General features: G+C 52.7%; 4 protein-coding genes. All 4 read left to right on the top strand.

Translation table 11 applies throughout. From position 1 onward, the window contains the following. Nucleotides 1–217: 217 nt before the first annotated feature. Nucleotides 218–391 (top strand): hypothetical protein, encoded by a 174-nt coding sequence (locus A4E54_RS05560; protein WP_286724901.1) that lies wholly within the window; start codon nt 218–220, stop codon nt 389–391. A gap of 281 nt (nt 392–672) precedes the next feature. Next, nucleotides 673–1383, top strand: a complete 711-nt coding sequence (cpaB, locus tag A4E54_RS05555; protein ID WP_286724898.1) for a Flp pilus assembly protein CpaB — start codon at nt 673–675, stop codon at nt 1381–1383. Continuing rightward, nucleotides 1373–2110, top strand: a complete 738-nt coding sequence (locus A4E54_RS05550) for a CpaE/TadZ family protein (protein WP_286724896.1) — start codon at nt 1373–1375, stop codon at nt 2108–2110. The genes cpaB and A4E54_RS05550 overlap by 11 nt, the downstream gene beginning before the upstream one ends. Then, nucleotides 2107–3467, top strand: a 1361-nt coding sequence (locus A4E54_RS05545; protein WP_286724893.1) for an ATPase, T2SS/T4P/T4SS family, incomplete at its 3' end; no start/stop codon positions are given. The genes A4E54_RS05550 and A4E54_RS05545, both read left to right, overlap by 4 nt.

Here is a 3467-nt window from a genome sequence, read left to right as displayed (position 1 = left end):
GATTTTTAAAACACACCTGTCCGAAACAAAGGGTATTTGAAAACTGCTACTGTCTATTCTATAGGGTGCATTTTACGTTCAGTTGCTTGAAAGCTGGTACAAAAAGCGGCAGCGGGAGCAAGAACGATAAATCGGTACTTGACCGCTACGTGCAGTAATTCCCTCTTTAATCAATGAGGGGTTTTTTGTGCCTTCTTTATGAAAGGAGGTGCTTTCAATGCACTTTACAGAAGGCCCTCTACGCGCATACGAGCGCATGATGCAGGAAAAACCGGGACATGACCGCAAGCCCATTAAGGTGGTAGAAAAACGGGATTGCAAGCATTGTCTGCACTTCGACGAGTATAAAAGAAAATGCGGCAAAAAAAAGTGCGTAATATTCGATGATTAAAAAAGCAATCTTCCGCCAAGGGGGTAGTTTACGAAAAGTGCAGACAGCGCCGCCTTTTCTTCATCCCTTCTCCACGCCTCTCTCGCACTGAAAAACTTACCTGCCGAAAAAAATACGCTATCCTTCGGCTGGGGTAATATTCTCAAAATCCATACGTCACCAAATAAGCCTGCCGCAAAGAAAAAGAACAATACGCATGAAAGTCAGCCCTCTTTCTTTTTCGGCAGGTAGAACCTCCCCCTCCCCCTTATTTTAAAAACTTGAAAGGAGAGCAGAACAATTTGAAACTACTCAAGAATCGGATATTTTTAAGCGCCCTTTGCCTGATCCTGGCAGCGGGCGTTTCGTTTTTTCTTCTGCCTCACTTTTACGAAAGTAAAAACGCGACCGTGACAGTGTTGCGGGCGGCAGCGGACATTCCGGTTGGGACGGCAATCCAGGACAAACACCTTGTTTCAGCGGAAATCGGAAGCTATGGCCTGCCGGAGAATGTCATGAATGACAAGTCCCTGATTATCGGGAAGATTGCACAGACGGACATTGCCAAAGGAGATTATTTCTTTCCGCAAAAACTCGGCGGAATGATTGCCAGTGAGCTGCTTGACCGCATTGCCGCAAACAATCAGCGCCTAGTCACTATCAGCGTCCCGAGCATCGCGGCGGGATTATCCTCCCACCTGAGAAGTGGCGACATCGTAACGGTTGCCGTGTTTACGGATAAATCACCCAACGGCCAAAGTGCCTCTCCGCAGGTGATCATCTATCCCGAATTAAAGCAACTAGAGGTTTACAGCGCGGAGAATGCCCGCACCCAGGATGCCGCCCAGGTCCGGAAGCAGCAGGCCGAAAGCCAGTCCTCCACCGGGGACCCCATCGTGAAAGCCGTGACCCTGATCGTCACTGAAGCGCAAGCGGAAAGGCTTATCCAGGCCGAATACACCGGCAAACTGCACTTGGTGTTTGAGAAACGGAGTGTGAGCCATGAGCAGTAAAATCATCACCGTCTGGGGCGGCAACAACAGCGGAAAAAGTACGTTCGCCACCAACCTGGCCTGCGCCCTTTCCATCCGTGACCGATTGGTAGGGCTCATTTCCGCCAATTTGGTTTTCGGAGAACTGCAAATCTTCTTCGGCCAGAACGTCCCCCCGGACAAGGGCCTGTTCCGGGCACTAAGCGAAGACAACCCCAACATCGGGGAAAAATTCGTGGAGTCCGGGGAGAGCAAAGACCTGTTTTTTCTGTCCGCGCCCACCCGCTATACCGGGCTGCTCTGTGATACCGTGACCCTTGCGCAGGTGGAACAAATGATAAACGCCGCGTCCGTGGCCTTCGACATTCTGGTCCTCGACGGAGCCGCGGAACTGACAAACCCGGTGTCGGGCGTGGGCCTGTGGCTGGCGGAAACAATCTGCACCCTGCACCGGCCCTCCATTGCGGCGCAGATGTGGCAGCAAGGCGTCTCCGATTTTGTGCGGGAACTGCACATAGCGGAAAAGCAAATCCATATCCTGCAAGCGCCGGACGGCGAATTCGACGATCAGACCTATCGGGAGATGACCGGACTTCCCTTTTCCTTTGAGCTGCCTTACGTCAAACGGGCCAGCGAGCTGCAAAACGCCGGAACGCCCTTGTATTTCCACCGCGACCGGGCCTGCCGCTATTACAGCAAGGTGCTGGAACAGATTGCCGACAACATCTGCGGAGGTGGGCAGCCATGAACAGGCGGTTTTCCATCCATGACCTGATCTATCGCGCCAACAAACGGCGCTCCGCCACCGAAGAAAGCAGCCTGGAGACGCGGGATTACGGCGAGATTTTAGACAGATTACAGCGCATTATCGCCCAAAACCATTCCACGGAGCTGGCCCAGGTCCTGTACTCCCAGGAGGCGGAAGCAAAGCTCAAAGACCTGATTATGCGCTACTTGAACAGTGAGCAGTTGGTGTCCAAAGACCTGCGAAACATTTCCGAGCTGGTGGACGCGATATATAACGATATGGCCTTTATGGGGCTTTTATCTCCCTATTTGCAGGACGACGATACCGAGGAAATCAATGTCAACGGCTATAGCGGCGTCTGGGTGCAGTACAAGGACAAAAAGGTGCGACTGCCGGAAACCTTTGGCAGCCCGGAAGCCTGCGCCAACATCGTCCGGAAAATGAGCAGGTTTGGCGGCGTAATCCTTGATGGCTCGAAGCCTGTCGGAGACAGCTATATTTCACGGGGCGTCAGAATGTCGGGTGCTATAGAGCCCTGTGTTGACGCAAACGCCGGGGCCATCGCCTCCGTCCGCAAGCAAAAGCCGTCTTTCATCACCAGGCAGAACCTCATTCGCTGGGGAACAGCAACGGCAGAAGAATTGGATTTTTTGATTACCTGCGTCAACAATGGCGTTTCAATAGCGTTCGCAGGCTCTACAGGTTCCGGCAAAACTGCGGATATGGGCTACATTCTTAGCTCCGTAGGTCACGATAAACGTATCATCACCATCGAGGACACCAGGGAACTATCCCTGGCCAAGTACGATGAAAACGGCGTGATGCTCAATGATGTGATTCACCTTCTGACAAAGGAAGGACCTGACGCCGTTACCATGCTGGACTTGCTCAAACTCTCCCTGAGACTCCATCCCACCCTGCTCGTCCCCGCTGAAATGCGCGGAAAGGAAGCGATGGTCGTTCAGGAAGCTGGAAGAACAGGCCATACAATCATTAGCACCCTGCACGCCAACAGCGCCAGGTCCGCTTACGACCGCATCCTGACCATGTGCTTGGAAGCCGGGACCTCCCTGTCGGAGGAACGATTGCTGCGCAATATAGTTGAAGCCTTCCCCATCATGGTTTTCAAAATGCAGTTACCTGACCACTCTCGCAAATACATGGAAGTCTTTGAAGCCACCGGCGTGCAGAACGGTGAAGTCACCGGCACCACCCTTTACCGATATGCGGTTGACCACTATGAGCATGACAAATCCGGAAGAATTACCAAAGTAGTGGGAAACCACCAGCGTTTGGGAAACATCTCCCCGGCGCTGGCCGAAAAGCTCTTGGTGGGCGGCGTCCCGCAAAAGGAAAT

This window comes from Pelotomaculum sp. PtaB.Bin117 (assembly GCF_002067195.1).
In the GTDB taxonomy this organism is placed as follows: Bacteria; Bacillota; Desulfotomaculia; order Desulfotomaculales; family Pelotomaculaceae; genus Pelotomaculum_D; species Pelotomaculum_D terephthalicicum.
This window is presented reverse-complemented; position numbering and strand designations above follow the sequence as displayed.